General features: G+C 41.7%; 15 protein-coding genes and 6 tRNA genes. 15 read left to right on the forward strand and 6 right to left on the reverse strand.

Annotated elements, in window-relative coordinates:
• The first annotated feature begins 163 nt into the window (after positions 1–163).
• From HNW13_RS04475 to HNW13_RS04505, 7 genes are all read left to right on the forward strand, one after another.
• Positions 164–239, forward strand: a tRNA-Lys gene (locus HNW13_RS04475).
• Positions 240–325: 86 nt separating this feature from the next.
• A tRNA-Lys gene (locus tag HNW13_RS04480) sits at positions 326–401 on the forward strand.
• Positions 402–487: 86 nt separating this feature from the next.
• Positions 488–563: transfer RNA gene (locus tag HNW13_RS04485), tRNA-Lys, on the forward strand.
• A 167-nt stretch (positions 564–730) separates the two neighbouring features.
• Positions 731–806, forward strand: a tRNA-Lys gene (locus HNW13_RS04490).
• A 43-nt stretch (positions 807–849) separates the two neighbouring features.
• A tRNA-Lys gene (locus tag HNW13_RS04495) sits at positions 850–925 on the forward strand.
• 43 nt (positions 926–968) lie between these two features.
• Positions 969–1,044, forward strand: a tRNA-Lys gene (locus HNW13_RS04500).
• A gap of 613 nt (positions 1,045–1,657) precedes the next feature.
• Positions 1,658–2,809, forward strand: a complete 1,152-nt coding sequence (locus tag HNW13_RS04505; protein WP_192115150.1) for a DcaP family trimeric outer membrane transporter — start codon at positions 1,658–1,660, stop codon at positions 2,807–2,809.
• A 67-nt stretch (positions 2,810–2,876) separates the two neighbouring features.
• On the opposite strand, the gene HNW13_RS04510 is transcribed toward HNW13_RS04505, so the two are convergent.
• Together HNW13_RS04510 and HNW13_RS04515 are read right to left on the reverse strand one after the other, a co-directional pair.
• Positions 2,877–3,137: a GrxA family glutaredoxin gene (locus tag HNW13_RS04510; protein WP_011636939.1), complete on the reverse strand. Its 261-nt coding sequence runs from the start codon at positions 3,135–3,137 to the stop codon at positions 2,877–2,879.
• A gap of 79 nt (positions 3,138–3,216) precedes the next feature.
• The gene (locus HNW13_RS04515; protein WP_192115149.1) at positions 3,217–4,968 is read right to left on the reverse strand and encodes a DEAD/DEAH box helicase; all 1,752 of its coding nucleotides are present in this window, start codon (positions 4,966–4,968) and stop codon (positions 3,217–3,219) included.
• Positions 4,969–5,214: 246 nt separating this feature from the next.
• Here HNW13_RS04515 and HNW13_RS04520 point away from each other — a divergent pair, with 246 nt between their 5' ends.
• Positions 5,215–5,616, forward strand: a complete 402-nt coding sequence (locus HNW13_RS04520) for a hypothetical protein (RefSeq protein WP_101086789.1) — start codon at positions 5,215–5,217, stop codon at positions 5,614–5,616.
• 111 nt (positions 5,617–5,727) lie between these two features.
• Here HNW13_RS04520 and acs read toward each other — a convergent pair whose 3' ends face one another.
• Positions 5,728–7,680, reverse strand: a complete 1,953-nt coding sequence (acs, locus tag HNW13_RS04525; RefSeq protein WP_192115148.1) for an acetate--CoA ligase — start codon at positions 7,678–7,680, stop codon at positions 5,728–5,730.
• 256 nt (positions 7,681–7,936) lie between these two features.
• On the opposite strand from acs, the gene HNW13_RS04530 reads away from it, so the two are divergent.
• Complete coding sequence (locus HNW13_RS04530) at positions 7,937–11,359, forward strand: PAS domain-containing hybrid sensor histidine kinase/response regulator (protein ID WP_192115147.1); 3,423 nt, start codon at positions 7,937–7,939, stop codon at positions 11,357–11,359.
• 31 nt (positions 11,360–11,390) lie between these two features.
• Entirely contained in the window at positions 11,391–11,990 is a 600-nt protein-coding gene (locus HNW13_RS04535; protein WP_192115182.1) for a glutathione S-transferase family protein, read from the forward strand.
• 50 nt (positions 11,991–12,040) lie between these two features.
• Here HNW13_RS04535 and HNW13_RS04540 read toward each other — a convergent pair whose 3' ends face one another.
• Positions 12,041–12,472, reverse strand: a complete 432-nt coding sequence (locus HNW13_RS04540; RefSeq protein ID WP_243756167.1) for a LysE family transporter — start codon at positions 12,470–12,472, stop codon at positions 12,041–12,043.
• Between the two features lie 4 nt (positions 12,473–12,476).
• Here HNW13_RS04540 and HNW13_RS04545 point away from each other — a divergent pair, with 4 nt between their 5' ends.
• Complete coding sequence (locus HNW13_RS04545; protein ID WP_192115146.1) at positions 12,477–12,929, forward strand: hypothetical protein; 453 nt, start codon at positions 12,477–12,479, stop codon at positions 12,927–12,929.
• A gap of 75 nt (positions 12,930–13,004) precedes the next feature.
• On the opposite strand, the gene bioA is transcribed toward HNW13_RS04545, so the two are convergent.
• Positions 13,005–14,339: an adenosylmethionine--8-amino-7-oxononanoate transaminase gene (bioA, locus tag HNW13_RS04550; RefSeq protein ID WP_192115145.1), complete on the reverse strand. Its 1,335-nt coding sequence runs from the start codon at positions 14,337–14,339 to the stop codon at positions 13,005–13,007.
• A 114-nt stretch (positions 14,340–14,453) separates the two neighbouring features.
• Between bioA and bioB the strand changes: the two genes are divergently transcribed.
• The 4 genes from bioB to bioD are packed head-to-tail and all read left to right on the forward strand — an operon-like array spanning position 14,454 to position 18,209.
• Positions 14,454–15,506 carry a biotin synthase BioB gene (gene bioB / locus HNW13_RS04555; RefSeq protein ID WP_162023394.1) on the forward strand — a complete coding sequence of 351 codons (1,053 nt, stop codon included), beginning with the start codon at positions 14,454–14,456 and terminating at the stop codon, positions 15,504–15,506.
• Between the two features lie 6 nt (positions 15,507–15,512).
• Positions 15,513–16,712, forward strand: coding sequence for an 8-amino-7-oxononanoate synthase (locus tag HNW13_RS04560; protein WP_192115144.1), 1,200 nt, complete (start codon positions 15,513–15,515; stop codon positions 16,710–16,712).
• Positions 16,713–16,732: 20 nt separating this feature from the next.
• Positions 16,733–17,494 (forward strand): methyltransferase domain-containing protein, encoded by a 762-nt coding sequence (locus tag HNW13_RS04565; RefSeq protein ID WP_101086795.1) that lies wholly within the window; start codon positions 16,733–16,735, stop codon positions 17,492–17,494.
• 7 nt (positions 17,495–17,501) lie between these two features.
• The gene (bioD, locus tag HNW13_RS04570; protein ID WP_192115181.1) at positions 17,502–18,209 is read left to right on the forward strand and encodes a dethiobiotin synthase; all 708 of its coding nucleotides are present in this window, start codon (positions 17,502–17,504) and stop codon (positions 18,207–18,209) included.
• Positions 18,210–18,308: 99 nt separating this feature from the next.
• Here bioD and HNW13_RS04575 read toward each other — a convergent pair whose 3' ends face one another.
• The gene (locus HNW13_RS04575) at positions 18,309–19,334 is read right to left on the reverse strand and encodes a GGDEF domain-containing protein (protein ID WP_192115143.1); all 1,026 of its coding nucleotides are present in this window, start codon (positions 19,332–19,334) and stop codon (positions 18,309–18,311) included.
• Between the last annotated feature and the right edge of the window lie 21 nt (positions 19,335–19,355).

Below are 19,355 nucleotides of genomic sequence, written 5' to 3' on the forward strand. Positions count from 1 at the left end.
GGTCGTTAGCTCAGTCGGTCTTGAAATAGAGACAGTTGGCTTTTGTTCCAGTAAGAATATCAGTTCTTGCATAACCAAAATGGGTCGTTAGTTCAGTTGGTCTTGAAATAGAGACAGTTGGCTTTTGTTCCAGTAAGAATATCAGTTCTTGCAAAACCAAGATGGGTCGTTAGCTCAGTTGGTAGAGCAGTTGGCTTTTAACCAATTGGTCGAAGGTTCGAATCCTTCACGACCCACCACTTTTTAAATCGTGGTTAAAGAATTTAAATGTTATAAAATGGGGCATTCACTCCAGTAAGAATATCAATTCTTGCAAAACCAAGATGGGTCGTTAGCTCAGTTGGTAGAGCAGTTGGCTTTTAACCAATTGGTCGAAGGTTCGAATCCTTCACGACCCACCACTTTTTAAATCGTGGTTAAAGAATTTAAATGTTATAAAATGGGGTATTCACTCCAGTAAGAATATCAGTTCTTGCAAAACCAAGATGGGTCGTTAGCTCAGTTGGTAGAGCAGTTGGCTTTTAACCAATTGGTCGAAGGTTCGAATCCTTCACGACCCACCACTTTTTAAATCGTGGTTAAAGAATTTAAATGTTATAAAATGGGGCATTCACTCCAGTAAGAATATCAGTTCTTGCAAAACCAAGATGGGTCGTTAGCTCAGTTGGTCTTGAAATAGAGACAGTTGGCTTTTGTTCCAGCAAGAGTATGAATATCGCAACACCAAGATGGGTCGTTAGCTCAGTTGGTAGAGCAGTTGGCTTTTAACCAATTGGTCGAAGGTTCGAATCCTTCACGACCCACCACTTTTTAAATCGTGGTTAAAGAATTTAAATGTTATATCAAGATGGGTCGTTAGCTCAGTTGGTAGAGCAGTTGGCTTTTAACCAATTGGTCGAAGGTTCGAATCCTTCACGACCCACCACTTTTTAAATCGTGGTTAAAGAATTTAAATGTTATATCAAGATGGGTCGTTAGCTCAGTTGGTAGAGCAGTTGGCTTTTAACCAATTGGTCGAAGGTTCGAATCCTTCACGACCCACCACTTTCTCTGTTATTCCCTCACTATTATTTCTAAATCATCACAGAATACCAGACTTATCATTGGCTAAAATAGCTCGGTATATTTTCAGATGTTTAAATCTCGATAGTTTGTTTTAACTTCAATAATAATTAGGTTTTGCAAAATCAAGATGGATCGTCAGTTCAGTTACTCTGTGTGAAATCAACTGCTGCCGTTGACTTTTGAATCATTTCCCCAATGTTTGAACCTTTCATCACCCACTATTTTACTCCTTTAGTTATGTCCTCTAATAATCCCTTTTATCAACGTTATATCTTATTATTACGTTACAAGATTTGAGTAGCGTTCGATGATTATATTCCAGCGAGCCTAAGATGCTATACGAAACCAATCCAGGTCGTAACTGGTCGATGTATTTTGTTATCAGCTTATTTAGCGTTTAATTTCTTATAAATCTTTAGTGTCCAAACTCATCAAGATCTACATTGTATTAAACAACATCTTGTTTTCGAAGTAGTCTATTTATTAGTTTTTGCTTGTCTACTTTTGTCTCATAGACCTATTGCTAATGTTACATGACTGTTAATTGGCTCATATTGCTCAAGATTAGAACAATATCAATAGGGAGATAATAATGAAAAAGCAAAAACTCAGTCTTTATGTTGCAGGCGCGTTATTGGCGATGAGTGGGGGAGCTCAGGCTGCTACAGATATGACTTTTGGTGGTTACATTAAAGCCGATGTGATGTTTAGTGATTATGGCAATGGGGCGCCAGATTCAGGTTCGTTATCTCGTCAGTTTTATGTGCCAGGCACTATTTATGGTACGACGGGTAATGGTAAGCAAGTAGTCGACTTTCAAGCTCGTGAATCACGTTTTAATTTTAAGACTGTTACTGATGTTGAAGGGCATACACTGACTGGTTTTATTGAACTGGATTTTATGACGCATACAGATGGTAATGAACGAGTTTCTAATAGTTACTCTCCACGTATTCGCCATGCATTTGTAAGTTATGACAATTGGACTGTAGGGCAAACGTGGACTACTTTCCAAAACCCTGGTGCTTTACCGGAAAACCTAGACTTTGTCGGTGCGGCTGATGGAACACCGTTTGTGAGACAATCACAACTACGTTATACCAGTGGCAATTGGCAGTTCTCAATTGAGAATCCTGAAACAACTGTGACGCCATTGAGCGGCGGTGGTCGAATTACTAGTGGCAGTGGCGTTGTTCCTGATTTTGTTGGTCGCTATAACTTTAGTGCTGCCAGTGGTTCTGCATTTTCAGTGGCGGCGATTGTAAGGCAATTAGATCTAGAGCAAGTTGTTGGTACCACAACGTATGACACATCAGAACTAGGTTATGGTGTCAGTTTCGCGGGTGTTATTCCTGTCGGTAAAGATGACTTCAAATTTACTGCAACTTACGGGGAAGGGTTAGGTCGTTATATGGCGCTAAATTATGCCAACGCTGGCGTGCTTGATACCAATGGGGAAATTCAAGCGATTAAATCATTTGGTGGTTTTGTGTCATATCGTCATTGGTGGTCGGAGCAATGGCGTTCTAGTGTGACGTTCTCAGGTTTTAGCGCAGATAATAATGTGGCGCTTACCGGTGGTGCAGTTAATAAAGAGGCTTACTCTGGTTACGTTAACTTATTGTTTTCACCTTCAAAGCCACTAACATTTGGGGTTGAGTTTATGCATGCCTTAAATGAACGTGAAGACGGTTCTGATGGCGACCTAAATCGGATTATGTTTTCGGCGAAATATGCTCTTTAGTATTTGAGCAGATAACAAAAAGGCAACCAGATCGGTTGCCTTTTTAGTTTAAATTTAAGAAGCTTACTTAATTGAGTAAGTTGTTTTGACGAACATAAGCTTCAAATTCGGTGCAACCACCAATAGGTTGTTCATCAACAAAGATTTGTGGAACAGTTTCTACCGTTTTACCCACACTTTTTGATAAATCCGCTTTAGTGATGCCTTCGGCATGAATATCAATATATTTGAATTTAAAATCTTCACTTTGCGCCGCTAACTTTTCTGATAATTCAACAGCTCGAACACAATATGGGCAACCTGGGCGGCCAAAAATAACTACAAACATGGTGACTCCTGTTTAATGATATGGCCAATTTATACCATAAGTACTTTTCAAATCATAATTCAACGCAATTAATTTTGTTTTAACTCATATCGATTTTATATTTGCCTTGATAGTCAAAAAATGAATCAACTAAATCCCAACGATGTTTGTTTTTTTTCAGTAATAATAAATCGGGTTTTCTGAATCGAGTTTGATCCGCCAATACATCAGTGACTTTCTTATATTGAGGATGGGGAATACCTGGCGTGCGGGTATGACTGAGAACATATACCGCATAAAAAGCTTTTCGTTGTGCTGGTGTCGCGAAGTTAAACGTTTGCTTAAAATCATTACCTTCAATGTCAATGTATTGAATAAGCAACTTATTGTCTTGATCGTGCAACAACATTTGCTCACATTTAAATAAATGATGATGCTGAGCATTAAGTACTTGTTTTAGGCGTTTATCGGGATCAATTAAGGTCGATTGGCAGCTATGACAAATGCGAGCCGCGATATCATTCTCCGCTCCACAGTCTGGGCATGATTTTGATCGAAATCTAAAATCACACTGTTGTTGCTCATTGATTAATCCTTGGCAGCGTCTGCCATAATGTTCAACAATATCACCATCGCCATCCACTAGGCCCCAAAAAGTATTAGCAAATTGACACACAGGACAATGCACTTGTACTGGCACTGATTTGCTATTGGGTTTGGCTTGACCGACTTCTGGGTAAAATAAGTCGTAACCATTAGCGGCATAATCAATGACTAAACAATCTGCTTTATTGGGAGCTAAACGTAACCCTCGGCCAATCATTTGTTGGAATAGGCTCACCGATGCAGTGGGGCGCAAAATTGCGATAAGGTCGACGTGAGGAGCATCGAAGCCTGTGGTTAATACGGCAACGTTAACAATGTATTTGAGGTTCTGGGCTTTAAAGCGATGGATGATGTCATCACGTTCGTTATGTGGCGTTTGAGCGGTAATTAAGGCGGCATCGTTGTCTAACAGAGTCATGATTTCATTGGCATGTCTGACCGTAGCTGCAAAAATTAAAATACCTTTTCGGCATTCGGCAAGTTGTTTTACTTGCTTGATAATTGCAGTGGTTGCTCGTCCCTGATGATGCAATAAAGAATCGATTTCCATTTGTGGGTATTCACCACTGTCATGCGCCACCAGTTCACTAAAATCATATTGTGCACTCAACCCGTCAAAAATGGTCGGTTTGGTTAGGTAACCTTTCTTGATTAATGGTCGCATTGGGAGTTCAAAAATGCATTTTTCGAATACAGGTTTATCAGTATTACCTACTTTCCCATGATAATGGTGCCGATAAATCCAGCCTAAACCTAAACGATAAGGCGTGGCGGTTAGCCCAAGCAGTTTAATGTCAGGATTACGCGCTTTAAGGTGCGTGAGCAGTTGTTGATATTGACTGGTAGACTCATTACTGACTCGATGACATTCATCAATGATCACTAGTGAAAATGCTTGAGTGAATTTTTCTAGGGCGCGAGCGGCCGATTGAACACTGGCTACCACGGTTTTGCCATTAGCCTTTTTTTGATTTAATCCTGCTGAATAGATATTGGCCTCTTGGGTGAGCAAACCCACTTTTTCAGCATTTTGAGCGACTAATTCCTTTACATGAGTTAGCACCAGCACATTACCATTAGCAATACGTGCCAGTTCGGCAATGACAATACTTTTTCCCGCACCGGTAGGTAACACTAACACCGCTGATTGTCGGCTGTGCTTGAAATGAGCGATAGCCGCATCGACTGATTGCTGCTGATAGTCGCGTAAGGTGATATTTCCGGGTTGAGTAGATGAATGTTTCACGTTATCGAGTAGTGTTATTTTGGTTTATACAAAGCTTAACATAGCCAATGATTGATAGACCATGATGTTTTAAATGCGTTAAATAAATCAATTGGTCATGGTTAAAGATGATAAATACACTGGGATGGTACTTTTTGCGTGTTAAGCGCTGTTTTTTTATATCAGTTGGTGTAGATTCATCTATTGAAATAAGATGATATTGATACTAATAAAAATGAAATTTATCACCATCAGGAAGAACACATTATGAAATTTTTATCGTTAGCAGCTCTGTTAATGGTTAGCCACCTCGCCGTTGCCGAAGAAGGTCTTGTCATTGGTTTATCTATTGAAGAAACGGTTAAGCATTCAGATGATGCAACTGCATCGGCTTCAAAAATTGTGATGGGATTAAATGAATCTGTGTCACTTAGTGTCGAAGGAGACTATGGCGTGACCATAGTGTCGACAGCAAATAGTGATAATAAGGTTAATTTGTTGATAAGTTTACGTGATGAATCTAATGACGGTGCGGATCTATTAGGTGACAAAGCCATAACGATTAAAGTGGGCCAATCAACGAGCTATAAAATGACTCTAAATGATCATTCATATAATGTCACCATTGATACTGCTTATGGCCCACAGCCTAAGGTTTCAGATAAATAAAAACGTCAATGAATCTTAATTTTTAGATAAAAAAAGCCCCTCAATCGAGGGGCGAAAAGAGAAATTGGTCAGGATTTCTCAGGGTGGATAGAACATCATAAGTTGATTTTATTACTCTGTTTTGTTTAAGCGAGACTCAATCAAGGTATCAATCACCGCAGGATCTGCCAGAGTAGAAGAATCACCTAAATTAGTGACTTCATTAGCCGCAATTTTACGTAAGAATCGACGCATAATTTTGCCTGAACGCGTTTTAGGTAAACCACTTGCCCATTGGATAAGATCCGGGGTTGCAAGTGCACCAATTTCTTTACGAACCCATTGACGAAGTTCTTGACGTAACTCTTCTGTTGGCTCAATGCCACGAGTTAGGGTGACGTATGCATAAATGCCTTGGCCTTTAATGTCATGGGGGTAACCCACAACGGCCGCTTCAGCAACAAGCTCATGCGACACTAAAGCGCTTTCCACTTCAGCAGTACCTAAGCGATGTCCCGAAACGTTGATGACATCATCGACACGGCCTGTAATCCAATAATAGCCATCTTCATCACGACGCGCGCCATCACCGGTAAAATACATGCCGCGGAATGTTTTAAAATACGTCAGCGCAAATCTATCATGGTCACCGTACACTGTTCGCATTTGGCCTGGCCACGAGTCAAGGATAACTAGGTTACCTTCACCAGTGCCTTCAACAATATCACCCATGTTATCAACCAGTGCTGGCTGTACCCCAAAAAATGGTCGAGTCGCTGAGCCAGGTTTGGTATCAGTTGCGCCAGGTAATGGACTAATCAGAATGCCACCAGTTTCAGTTTGCCACCAAGTATCGACGATAGGGCAGTTCTCATGACCAATCACTTCATGGTACCAACGCCAAGCTTCTGGGTTTATCGGTTCACCCACAGAACCCATAATGCGCAATGAATCGCCTTTATAGCTGCTAAAAGGTTCTTTACCTTCAGCCATTAATGCGCGAATTAAGGTTGGCGCGGTATACAGGATATTGACCTTATGTCGATCAATCATTTCACCTAATCGAGATGGAGTAGGGTGATTAGGTACGCCTTCATGAATTAATACCGTGGCGGCATTAGCAAAAGGTCCATATACCATATACGAATGGCCAGTAATCCAGCCTACGTCGGCTGTACACCAATATACTTCGTCTGCTTTATAGTCAAACACGTATTCGTGTGTCATCGAGGCATATACCATATAACCGCCGGTAGTATGCAGCACACCTTTAGGGTTACCTGTAGAGCCTGAGGTATAAAGCAAAAATAATGGATCTTCGGCGTTCATCTCTGCTGGTTGGCAAAATTCTGAGGCAACTTCCATGAGTGAATGCCACCAAACATCTCGGCCTTCAACCCAATCTACATCTCCACCAGTGCGCTTAAATACAATGACTTTTTCGACGCACGTAACATCAGGATTTGATATTGCTTCATCGATACTGCGTTTTAGAGGAATTTTACGGCCACCACGAACACCTTCGTCGGCGGTAATTAAGACTTTTGATTTTCCATCAATTACCCTTGCCGCTATCGAGTCTGGTGAGAAGCCACCAAATACCACTGAATGAACAGCACCAATGCGAGCACAAGCCAGCATCGCGACTGCAGCTTCAGGCACCATAGGCATGTAAATAGTGACGATATCGCCCTTATTAACCCCTTGGCTACGTAGCGCATTGGCAAACTTACACACTTGCGTATGCAGTTCTGCGTAAGTTAATTTGCGTTGTTCGTTGGCGTCATCGCCTTCCCAAATAATAGCAAGCTTATCGCCGTGTTCTTCAAGGTGACGATCTAAACAATTGGCCGAGGCATTGAGCGTGCCATCATAAAACCAATTAATCGAAAGATTATGATCATCAAAAGACGTTTTCTTAATTTTGGTATAAGGTTTAATCCAATCAATACGTTTGCCGTGTTCTCTCCAGAAACCTTCTGGATTAATAATGGACTCCTGGTACATTTTCTTATATTGATCGTTATTAACCAGTGCGTTTTCTGCAATGTCACTAGGAACTTTGTAAAGAGACTGCGGGGTCATGGGGCTTCCCTTTCTAAAAATGGCGTGGTTAAAGTATCATCTGCAACGGGCTGTTTGCACTATTAGACCTTGGTCTAGTTTTAAAATATCCTTAATATTTAGTCTGTTGCACGTGTTAATATGGTAATGATTGCTGCAGATTTGGTCGATTATTTATATCGATTCTCTTATGTAGGTTGTTTTCTGCTCAATACATGATGTTTTAGATGAAAATAAAACAGATTTTTAATAATAATAAAGTGATAGCGGACGTTTCATGAACTTAACCTTAATCGTGGCCGTGATTGCGGTGTGTTATGTGTCATTGCTGTTTATTTTGGCATGGGGTGCCGAGCGATGGTTTAGTAAAATAAACCAAAAAGCTCAAGTATGGATTTATGGGCTCAGCTTAGCGGTGTATTGCTCATCATGGAGTTTTTTAGGCACAGTAGGTCAGTCTGCCAATGATTTATGGTCATTTCTACCTATTTTTGTCGGCCCAATATTAGTGTTTACCCTTGGGTTTGGCATGCTACGAAAAATGGTTGTAGTGTCTAAAGCACAAAACATTACTTCAGTTGCCGACTTTATTGCTGCTCGTTATGGCAAGTCACAGTTATTAGCGGCTTTAGTCACGCTTATTGCATTGTTTGGCATCATGCCTTATATCGCACTACAGCTTAAAGCAATGGTGTTTAGCCTTAACTTATTTCAACCTGATGATACCCCCTTAAGCCCAGTGGTGGTGCCATTATTGATCACCATGTTACTGGCCATTTTTGCCATTTTATTTGGTACGCGTAAATTAGATGCGACTGAACATAATCCTGGAATGATGGTCGCGATTGCGTTTGAGTCATTGGTTAAACTAGCGGCATTTATCTCAGTCGGCGTGGTAATTAGTTTTGGTGTTTTTGATGGCTTTGGCGATATTTGGCAGCAGGCATCAGATAAAGCATTAATCGAAAATAGTCACATTCGTTTAGAGTCGTTTCTCCCTGAACTATTTGTTGGAATGGCCGCTTTTTTATGTATGCCAAGGCAGTTCCATGTGATGGTGGTCGAGTGTGGCGGCGAGCATATTTTAAATAAATCACGTTGGATATTTCCGATTTATTTAGCCTTGTTTGGCTTGTTTGTCGCGCCATTAGCATTAGCCGGTAAAATTATTTTGGGTGATTCGGTATCTGCTGATACCTATGTGATTAATTTGCCTTTGGCACTAGACCAACCAATATTAGCGGTTGTTGCCTTGTTAGGTAGTTTATCTGCAGCAACGGGGATGGTGATTGTTGCTGTGGTGACTATCAGTGTGATGGTCAGTAATGAGTGGCTGGTGCCATTTTTGCTGCGAACGGGGCAAATAAGGGAAAAGAACTTCAGCCAATTTTCTCAATTATTGTTAAATGTACGCCGTTTATCGATTGTGGTTATTTTAGGCTTCGGCTATTTGAGTTACTTACTGTTTACCGACAGTGATTCACTTTCACATTTGGGGATGATGTCCTTTGGTGCATTTTCTCAACTAGCGCCCGCACTAGTCGGCGGATTATATTGGAAGCACGGCAATCGAGCTGGTGTCTATCTAGGCCTTGCTGTCGGTTTTAGCCTGTGGTGTTTTATTTTACTTCAAGGTGCCGGTGAAGCCCGTTTGATTGGTAGTGAGTCAGGCTTACTCAATTCGATAACCCCAAATGTTAGTGATACTTTGATTGCTTTGTTAGCGAATATATTTTGCTATGTACTAGGATCTATTTGGTTTAGAGCGGGTGTTGCTGAGCGCATTCAAGCGAGTAATTTTGTTAAACCTTGGTCATCAAAAAAAGATTCAAAAAAACGTCAAGGGCCTATTTCGCAACAAGATTTGTTAATTTTGGCTAGCCGATTTGTGAGTCCTACTCGTGCTTATGAGAGTTTTAGTCGTTTTTCAGCCGATGCAGTAAAAAGTGATAGTTGGTACAAAGCTGCCCCAGAAGAATTAATTGCCCACACCGAACATATGTTGTCGGGGGTTTTAGGTGCATCAAGTGCATCATTAGTGATGGACTCAGTCCTGCAAGGCCGCGATTTGGCGCTGGATGAAGTATTCAGTCTCGTTGATGAAGCATCCTCTAAAATTATTTTAAGCCAAGATATGTTACGTGGCGCAATTGAACATGCTTATGAAGGCATGAGTGTGGTCGATAAAGATCTTAATTTAGTTGCTTGGAATTATCGCTATGTCGAGCTATACCAGTACCCTGAAAGCTTTTTAGTCCAAGGAATGCCTATTGCTGATGTGGTGCGATTTAATGCATTGCGCGGCTTTTGTGGTACTGGAGACATTGAAAACCAGGTTGCTGTGCGAGTTCAACATATGCGTAATGGAACACCGCACACATCTGAGCGTGAACGCCAAGATGGTAAAGTGATTAAAATTCAAGGAAACCCAATGCCTGATGGCGGTTTTGTAATGACATTTACTGACATTACCCAATATCGCTTACAAGAGAAGGCGTTACTGGAAGCCAATGAAACATTAGAAAGTCGGGTGCAAGAACGAACCTATGAATTGGCAATGTTAAACAGTGAATTACTTGAAGCTAAAGCACAGGAAGAAATGGCACACGCGTCTAAAACTCGCTTTTTAGCCGCAGTGGGCCACGACTTAATGCAGCCACTAAATGCCGCGAGATTATTTACAGCATCGTTATCACAATATCCTAATCTGGATCTTGAAGCCCGCACCACCTTAACTCATGTGAATAGTTCGTTGAAAATAGCGGGAGAGTTATTGACCGATTTGCTCGATATTTCTAAGCTCGACTCTGGCATGGTGGACGTTAACCGCCGTGATTTTGCTATTGCTGAAGTGATTAATGGTTTATCGGTTGAATTTGATGCAATGGCAAGTGACAGCCAAATTTCTTTTTCGATGGTGCCCTCTACCGCGACGGTGAACTCCGACCCTTCATTGTTGCGGCGTATTTTACAAAACTTTTTAACCAACGCTTATCGTTATGCTCGAGGTGGTAAAGTGTTATTTGGTTGCCGACATCGAGGTGACTTTATCGAGATTCAAGTACTCGATACGGGTTGTGGGATTAATGAGTTTGATATACAAGAAATTTTTAAAGAGTTTAAACGTCTTAATCATCCCAGTAGTCGTAATGTCAGTGGTTTGGGACTGGGGCTAGCGATTGCCGATAGGATTAGCAAAGTACTTGATCATCAAATTCATGTAAGTTCGACCTTAGGCCATGGTTCTCTATTCTCTATATTCGTGCCATTAGGTGAAACGGTCAGCCAAATAAGCATTAAGCCTTTACCAACATTATTACAGCCTTTAGCTGGCATTAAAGTATTGTGTATTGATAATGAAGATGCCATTCTCGCGGGGCTAGAGTCGTTATTAAGTCGTTGGCAATGCGAGGTTATTTGTGCCAAAGATCTTGCTGATGCTCGAATTAAGTTAGGGCTTAAAGGGGTTGCCCCTGACATCATGTTAGCTGATTATCATTTAGATGATGATCAAAATGGCATTGATGCGATGAATGGTATTCGCAGTCGTTATGGTGAACATTTACCTGGAATATTAATTACTGCCAATACCAATAAAGAGTTGGTTGATGATGTCGAAAGACGCGGCTATCACTATATGGCTAAGATGGTTAAACCTGCCGCATTACGCGCGTTAATTTCTAGTCTGGTCAAAAAGTAAGTGAGTTATTTAGCGTTGAGGACAACTAATGATCACAGCCTATGGCGATAGCATGTCAGGTAATTGTTATAAAGTGCAGCTGGTGCTGAATATGCTAGGTGTTGAGCATCTATGGCAAGAAATGAGTATCACGAAAGGTGAAACGCAGACACCAGAGTTTTTAGCTAAATATCCAGCAGGAAAAATACCATCAATTGAACTCGATGATGGCAGAGTGTTATCTGAGTCGAATGCCATTATGGGGTATCTTGCAGAGGGCTCTGAGTTGATCCCAACTGATGTCTTTAGTAAAGCGAAAATGTACCAGTGGATGTTTTTCGAACAATATAGTCATGAGCCATATATTGCCGTTGCACGCTTTATTCAGTTGTATTTAGGGTTGCCTGATGATCGTTTAGTTGAATATCACTCACTGCACGTTAAAGGCCATAAAGCGCTTGCGGTTATGGAAGCTGAACTTGCTAAGCAACCCTTTCTGTGTGGTTCGCAGCTTACCTTAGCGGACATTGCTTTGTTTGCGTACACCCATGTAGCTCATCAAGGTGGCTTTGAGTTAGCCCATTACCCAAAGATTAATCAATGGTTAATACGCATAAAACAGCAAGCTGGGTTTGTGCCGATGGAGAGTTAATTCTTTACTATTTTTATGAATATCTTTTGATTTTCATGTGTTGTCTGTCGCTATAAATTTGTTGGTATTATTAATAAAGTATTAAATACTGAATAGGCGATAAAAAGCATAATTGTGCCGACTAAGACATCAATCACGCGTTGAACTTTCGGCACACCTAACCAAGGGGCAAGTTTAGCGGCGCCAAGTGCAATAGTATAAAACCGCAAAACCGACGCCAGTATGGTATCTATAGCAAATGTCCATTTTTCGTTACCATCAAAAGTGCCGCCCACGCTACCTAATATCATCACAGTATCTAAATACACATGAGGGTTAAGCAAGGTGACCGAAAATGTGGTGCCGATAATTTTTTTACGACTATTAGCTGCTGTAATATGTGTTGCAATTTGGTACTGATTTCGCCATACATTTTTGAACGATGTTGAAGGTAAAGATCGTACGATTAATAGGTTAAAGGATGGCCAAGCTTTTGGCGTCATTTCGGTGCTATCTACACCTATTAAAGGTTGTCAACTAACTCGATTAGGCTGTGTCGATTATCTGCTAGTCGCTTCACCTGAGTTTAGTCGTCATTACTTCCCTAATGGAATTAGTGCAGACAGTCTTAGAAAAGCTCGGGGTATTGCGTTTGATCACAAAGACAATATGCACACACGCTATATTCAACAGCATTTTAGTCTGATGCAAGGTGAATACCCATTACATGCTGTTCGTTCATCAGATGCCTTTGTTACCATTGCTAAACATGGCGCTGCCCATTGTTTAGTGCCAAAAACGCAAATTAAACCAGAACTAGCCACTGGTGAGTTAGTGCATATATGTAAAGACCATGTCATCACTGAAACGCTTTACTGGCAACATTGGATTTTACTTAAAGGTGTCTATAAAGACGTTTCAGATGCCATTATTGCCCACGCTCAAGAGGTATTAGATTAAGCTAAACTTTGATCTACCTAAACTGAGAATGACCAAAATTGAGACCTGCCCATGCAAAGAAAAGCCTAGCGTTGATTATCCATGGCTAATCAACGTTTGATTCTCTTCGGTAGGAACAAGGGTATCGGCAACTAACAACATGGCAGAGGTTAGTTCGGATAACTGGGCAGCGCTAATAGTATAAGGCGGCATGATGTAGATATAGCGGCTAAATGGCCTTACCCACACACCTAAGTCAACAAAGGCTTTTTGTAAGGCTGCGGTATTCACTGGCGAGTGCATTTCTATTACGCCGACACTGCCAAGTACTCGTACATCTTTAACCTCTTTTGACGTCATGGCAGCAGGTAAGGTACGCATTAAATGCGCTTCAATGTCTTTTACCTGCTGTTGCCAATCGCCTGCAAGCAATAAATCTAAGCTGGCGGTCGCTGCTGCACATGCCAATGGATTACCCATAAAGGTAGGACCGTGCATAAATACACCTGCAGGTGAGTCACTAATACCATTAGCTACTTCGTCACTGCATAAGGTGGCCGCGAGGCTAATATATCCACCGGTTAAGGCCTTACCAACACACAAAATATCCGCTTCAATATTGGCATGTTCATAAGCGAATAGGGTGCCGGTGCGGCCAAATCCAGTCGCTATTTCATCTAAAATCAGTAGCACATCGTATTGGTCGCAAAGTTGACGAAGTTTAGTCAGATACGCTGGGGAGTAAAAACGCATTCCGCCAGCGCCTTGCATGATGGGCTCAATAATTACGGCTGCAATATCTTGGTGATGTTGAGCAAATGCAGCATCTAAAGCCAGTGAATCTGTTTGATTAAGGGGGTCATTAAACTTAGACGTTGGCGCAGGGATAAAGACTTGTTCAGTGACATTATTACCGAACATGGTGTGCATTCCACCATCAGGATCACATACGCTCATTGCGGCAAAGGTATCGCCATGATAACCACTTTTTACGGTCATAATCCGCTGCTTTTGTGGTTGATTTCGGCCTTGCCAATATTGCAGCGCCATTTTTAATGCAACTTCTACTGCAATTGAGCCCGAGTCGGCTAAAAAAACCTTAGTTAAATTATCACTCGTCATCTGCACTAAGCGTTTTGAGGTTTCAATGGCTGGCTGGTGGGTTATGCCACCAAACATCACATGACTCAGTTGTGATAACTGCTTTTGCATAGCCGTTAAAATGGTCGGATGACTATAACCATGCACACAAGACCACCACGAACTGGTGCCATCTATAAGTACCTTGCCATCGTCTAAAGTCAACTCGCAACCTTGAGCGGAAACGACTCCATATACAGGCAGAGACTGGGTCATAGAGGTATAAGGGTGCCATATATGTTGTGCATCGAAAGCGTAATCGATAGTGGTATTTGTGTCGGGAAGTGCCATAATTATAGGTGCTCATCATTTGACCACTAGTAAAGCGCAAAGTGGTTGTTGCGTTGACAGTTTACGGGCTCAGGGTATCCTAGCCAACATAAAATCAAAATAAAGGAATGAACCATGTCGTTAGCTGAAGTTCGTCACGATTGGCAAAAAGCACAAATTGAAGCATTGTTTGCGCTGCCTATGAATGATTTATTGTTTAAGGCTCACAGTATTCATCGTGAAACGTTTGACCCTAACGAAGTGCAGATAAGCCGTCTTTTATCAATTAAAACCGGTGCATGCCCTGAGGACTGTAAATATTGTCCACAAAGCGCACGCTATGACACTGGCCTTGAAAAAGAACGTTTGCTTGAAATTGATAAAGTATTAACCGAGGCTAAAAGTGCTAAAGCTGCTGGAGCATCGCGTTTTTGTATGGGGGCAGCCTGGCGTAACCCGCGTGACAAAGATATGCCATATTTAACGCAAATGGTAAAAGATGTTCGTGCCTTAGGCATGGAAACCTGTATGACATTAGGCATGTTGTCATCTGAGCAGGCCGGGAAATTAGCCGATGCTGGTTTGGATTACTACAACCATAACCTTGATACCTCACCAGAATATTACGGCGACGTTATTACCACTCGCACCTATCAAAGTCGCTTAGATACGCTAACAAACGTACGTGCATCTGGGATGAAAGTCTGTTCTGGCGGCATTGTTGGAATGGGCGAACAAGCCACAGATCGTGCAGGTTTATTGCAACAATTGGCCAATTTAGAACAACATCCAGATTCGGTGCCAATCAACATGTTAGTCAAAGTGGCCGGAACGCCGTTTGAGAATATAGATGATCTTGACCCGCTTGAATTTGTGCGCACCATTGCTGTAGCACGTATTATTATGCCTAAGTCGCGGGTGCGTTTATCTGCAGGACGAGAAAGCATGAGTGATGAACTGCAATCTATGTGTTTCTTTGCTGGTGCTAACTCTATTTTCTACGGTTGTAAGCTATTAACTACAGCAAACCCAGAAGAAAACGATGATATGAATTTGTTCCGTCGTTTAGGTTTGCACCCGGAACAAGGCCCACAAGCCCACATTGAAACAGATAACGCATTATTAGCCAAAGCTAACGCCATACAAGATAAGTCGACCAAGCAGTTTTTTGACGCAGCAGCGCTGTAATTTAGCATGACGTCATTAGGCCTGCCTGCGATTGGGAAACACCCAATAGCTTTAAGGATAAGTGAAAAGCTTGCTGAACTAAACGCAGCAGGTCTTTTACGCCAGCGACATGTGGCAGCAACGTCGCAACAGTCAGTATTGATTGATTTTAGTCACAATGATTATTTAGGTTTAGCCCATGAACCAGCGTTAGCACAAGCACTTTACGACGGTGCAACGGTATATGGTGTGGGCAGTGGGGCATCACCGCTTGTAAGTGGTTATAGCCAAGCCCATGTAGCGCTGGAACAAGGTTTATGTGAGATTACCGGTCACCAAGCTTGTATGCTGTTTAGTTCAGGCTTTAGTGCCAATAGCGCGTTAATGAAAACCTTGTTTAACCCCGATGATACGGTCATTGCTGATAAATTGGTGCATGCCTCAGTCATTGACGGTTTAAAAGACAGCGGCAGCAAAATTAGCCGATTTTTGCATAACGAAATCAATAGCGCTGCACGCATTATTGAACGAAATCCCAATACCGCAGTGGTTACCGAGAGCGTATTCAGTATGGACGGCGACATAGCCCCCATTGTTGAGCTATCGGATTTATGTAAGCAACATGGCTGTTGGCTCATTGTCGATGATGCCCATGGTTTTGGGGTATTACCAAGCTCGTTTGTTAATGCCGATAATGTCGATATTCAAGTCGTCACCTTTGGTAAGGCGCTAGGCTGTCAAGGCGCCGCTATTTTAGCCTCCACAGAAGTGATTGATTACTTGGTTGCGACGTGTCGTGAGTATATTTACTCAACCGCTTTAGCGCCAGCCAATGCTCAATTAGCATTAGCGGCAATTAATTGGCAACAAACTCACCCAGAATTATTGGAACAATTAACGGCTAATATTGCATTGTTTAGGCAACTCGCATTAGTAAATAAATTGAGTATTACGTCTTCTACTACCGCAATTCAACCGATTATGATCGGTGATAATCATCAGGTTATCGCTATTGCGCAGCAGTTAAAACAGCGAGGTTTTTTAGTTGGTGCTATTCGTTCACCAACCGTGCCAAAAGGTCAGGCGCGTTTGCGGATTACCTTAAATGCACAGCATCAAATCAATGACATTCACGCACTAGTGAATTCCTTGACGCTGCTTATTCATCAATATAGTGATACTGACGCGAAGCTAGGTGCATTAGCGCCACAAACAGTGGCTAAATAAATCGTATCGATGAGACTCTCATGACGTTAGATAATCCAGTGGCAAGCAAATTTTCAATCGCCGCATCTCATTACAAGCAACATGATGTATTACAACGTATTACCGCTAAGCAATTATTAGACAATGCGCATCTATTTGGCACCTTACTTGATGTGGGTGCCGGTCCTGGTACGAGTTTTCATGCCTTTGATGTTAAGCAGGTCGTTGCGGTTGATATCGCTCATGGCATGCTTAAGCAATTAACCAAACAACACCCTGATTATTTACCGATATGCAGCGACGCACAGGCGCTTGGATTACAGAGTGCTTCCATTGACAGTATCTATTCCAATTTAGCCTTGCAATGGTGCCAAACGTTACCACAAGCATTTGCTGAGTTTCATCGAGTATTGCGACAAAATGGTGAGTGTCATCTTAGTGTAGTTGTTGATGGCAGTTTGGCTGAATTACAAACATTAGGCTTTAGAGTTAACCCATTTTATTCCGTATCGGCACTTAATGCCGCATTGAGTGCATCTCATACTACTGTGGATGATTGGCACAGCATTGATATCCATGTTGAGAGTATTAGCGTGTATTTTGATGATTTGCGCAGCTTGCTGTACTCAATAAAGGGTGTGGGTGCGTCGTTTGCTCAACAAGACGAAAACAATTCAACACAACATCAGCCACTCACAAAGCAACAATGGCAGCAACGCATCGTACTTGCAGAAACAATGCGTACCGATAAAGGCTTGCCATTAACTTATCAAATTGCGTATATCCGCGCCAAGCGAGGTTGAAACGATGTTGTACTTTGTGACAGGAACCGATACCGACAGCGGTAAAACCTTAATTTCGGCTGCATTATTATCCAAGGCTCAAGGCCATAAATGTGGCTTTAAACCGATAGCATCAGGATGTATATCCACCGACGTGGGCTTACGCAACAGTGATGCCTTAATGCTAATAGCTCAGTCGAATATGGATTTATCGTATCAAGTGGTGAATCCTATTTGTTTTGAACCCGCTATAGCGCCGCACATTGCTGCCAAACAAACTAATCAAACATTAACGGCTCAACGTGTACTTGATACTATGTACCATCCCGCGATGTTAGATGCAGATTTTGCCTTGATAGAAGGTGCTGGTGGCTGGCGTTTACCACTAGGTAATGGTGAGTATTTATCTGAGACTGTTAAATTATTACACGCCAAGCTACAACAAATTCAGCTGGTTCAAGGTCAACAGGCGATATCTCAGGTTGAGGTTATTTTAGTTGTAGGCATGAAACTAGGCTGTTTAAACCATGCGTTATTAACTCAAGAGGCTGTGTTGGCCGACGGATTGTCGATAGCGGGGTGGGTTGCTAATCAAGTGGACCCTGATATGGCTTTTATTGACGATAACCTCAACAGTTTACAGCAGATGATGCAGGGACCATTTTTAGGTTATGTGCCTCATTTAGCCAATGCAACAGCTGAACATGCCGCGAGTTATCTGCAATTACCGAAATAATTCGTAGTCGAAAATATTAAGCCCAACTTTGCCCGCAGTTAGCTTTTCAGTATGAGCAGGCAAAAGCGGGCGATCAATCAATTGATATTACCAGAATGATTAGTTTGCGATTGGCATCACTCTATTACGACCTAAGCGTTTTGCTTCGTACAGTAACTTATCGGTTGCTTCAATTAATTGCGATACATTTTGCTTAGGTTTCCATTCAGCAACACCAAAAGATGCGGTTATCGAATCAATAACCTTGTCACTTCGTCTGTCTTTGACACTGAGTTTTTCGAGCGCTCTTCGAATGCCTTCAGCTAATTGTCTAGCAACTCTAAACTGACTACTTGGCACAATAATGGCGAACTCTTCACCACCAAAACGGTACAATTTAATTCCGTCACGGCAGGCTTCTTGGATCCGTTTCGCAACGGTTTTTAGGACTAAATCACCAAGTTGATGACCAAAATTATCGTTGAAGGTTTTAAAGTGATCAATATCAATTAAAATCATGCAGGTACCCGCAGGGGCTGAACTTATTTGCGCTTCAATGTCAGTGTTAAATGCACGGCGATTTAACACATTGGTTAGGGCGTCAAATAGCATGTCTTTTTCAGATTCAGCTAAACGAGTTTTGAGAGTATCAATCTCTGATTGAGCTTTTTGGAGTTGTTCGGTAAAACTCACGGTACTAGAACGGATGCTGGAAGATTCTTTAACGATATTTCTAATAATACCAATCACTTGCTCGAGAGAAAAACCTTGATTTTCAAGATCGCTTAATTTTTTAAAATCTTTATCAATTTGATTTTGAAATGTCTCAGTGTCCAAATTAGTATCTTTGAGTGACTGAGATAACTCACATACCATAGCATCAAGGTTCTTACGCATGTCGCGCACATCTAGCTCAACCGGATCAGCCACATGTTTACGATATAACAATTCGCTGGTCACTGGTGAACAGGTTTGATTTTGTTTTACTGCAGTATCTAACTCTTGATTAAGTAACGGGTTTTGTTCTCCCACGTAAGCATACCAAAGCGCGTAGTTTGTTGGTGTTGTGGGTATTCTATATTTTAACATTAACGGAACAGCTTTTTTCAAATTGGCTGCAGCGGTTTGCAGTAGAGTGTTCGACATTAAGTGCCTCATGATCCGGGC

Source organism: Shewanella sp. BF02_Schw, from assembly GCF_014596695.2.
Lineage (GTDB): Bacteria > Pseudomonadota > Gammaproteobacteria > Enterobacterales > Shewanellaceae > Shewanella.

What these genes read in the sequence shown, in the direction of transcription:
- HNW13_RS04530 (WP_192115147.1), top strand. Translation starts at nt 7,937, where the DNA reads ATGAACTTAACCTTAATCGTGGCCGTGATTGCGGTGTGTTATGTGTCA.
- acs (WP_192115148.1), bottom strand. Translation starts at nt 7,680, where the DNA reads ATGACCCCGCAGTCTCTTTACAAAGTTCCTAGTGACATTGCAGAAAAC.
- bioA (WP_192115145.1), bottom strand. Translation starts at nt 14,339, where the DNA reads ATGGCACTTCCCGACACAAATACCACTATCGATTACGCTTTCGATGCA.
- HNW13_RS04510 (WP_011636939.1), bottom strand. Translation starts at nt 3,137, where the DNA reads ATGTTTGTAGTTATTTTTGGCCGCCCAGGTTGCCCATATTGTGTTCGA.
- HNW13_RS04565 (WP_101086795.1), top strand. Translation starts at nt 16,733, where the DNA reads ATGACGTTAGATAATCCAGTGGCAAGCAAATTTTCAATCGCCGCATCT.
- HNW13_RS04505 (WP_192115150.1), top strand. Translation starts at nt 1,658, where the DNA reads ATGAAAAAGCAAAAACTCAGTCTTTATGTTGCAGGCGCGTTATTGGCG.
- HNW13_RS04560 (WP_192115144.1), top strand. Translation starts at nt 15,513, where the DNA reads ATGACGTCATTAGGCCTGCCTGCGATTGGGAAACACCCAATAGCTTTA.
- bioB (WP_162023394.1), top strand. Translation starts at nt 14,454, where the DNA reads ATGTCGTTAGCTGAAGTTCGTCACGATTGGCAAAAAGCACAAATTGAA.
- HNW13_RS04575 (WP_192115143.1), bottom strand. Translation starts at nt 19,334, where the DNA reads ATGTCGAACACTCTACTGCAAACCGCTGCAGCCAATTTGAAAAAAGCT.
- HNW13_RS04540 (WP_243756167.1), bottom strand. Translation starts at nt 12,472, where the DNA reads ATGACGCCAAAAGCTTGGCCATCCTTTAACCTATTAATCGTACGATCT.
- HNW13_RS04520 (WP_101086789.1), top strand. Translation starts at nt 5,215, where the DNA reads ATGAAATTTTTATCGTTAGCAGCTCTGTTAATGGTTAGCCACCTCGCC.